The sequence below is a fragment of the Streptomyces sp. SID12501 genome (assembly GCF_010550245.1).
Taxonomy (GTDB): Bacteria; Actinomycetota; Actinomycetes; order Streptomycetales; family Streptomycetaceae; genus Streptomyces.
Map to the genome: position 1 here is coordinate 1 of NZ_JAAGLU010000729.1, position 429 is coordinate 429.

Sequence of the window (429 nt, forward strand, 5' to 3'; positions counted from 1 at the left end):
GTGACGACGTGCCGGGGGAACTCTGGGGTGGCGGAGGCCTGGTGGGAGGCCGTCGACTGGCTGTGCAGGGACATCGCGGTACGGGCCCTCCGGCCGGGGATCCGGGGGTGGTGTGCCCTCGGAGGCTGCTGGACAGCGCCCCACCCTAACGGCTGGAAAGACGACGGTCCGCCTCCTGCGGGGAAGGTGCGGGAGGCGGACCGTTTGCTCTACCGGGGTCCTGCTGGTGGTGCCGTTCGATATGCGGTGGCCGGCGTTGTCGGTGCCCGGCCGGTGGTGCTCCGGGGGGTTCAGACCGCCGCCTTTTTCAGCCTGCGGCGCTCGCGCTCGGAGAGGCCGCCCCAGATGCCGAATCGCTCGTCGTTGGCGAGGGCGTACTCAAGGCATTCGGAGCGGACTTCGCACGCGAGGCAGACCTTCTTGGCCTCG

At 70.6% G+C, this 429-nt stretch carries 1 protein-coding gene; it reads right to left on the reverse strand.

From position 1 onward, the window contains the following. Window positions 1-290: 290 nt before the first annotated feature. Window positions 291-429: WhiB family transcriptional regulator (locus G3I71_RS48155; RefSeq protein WP_164325289.1), on the reverse strand; the 139-nt coding region annotated here is incomplete at its 5' end.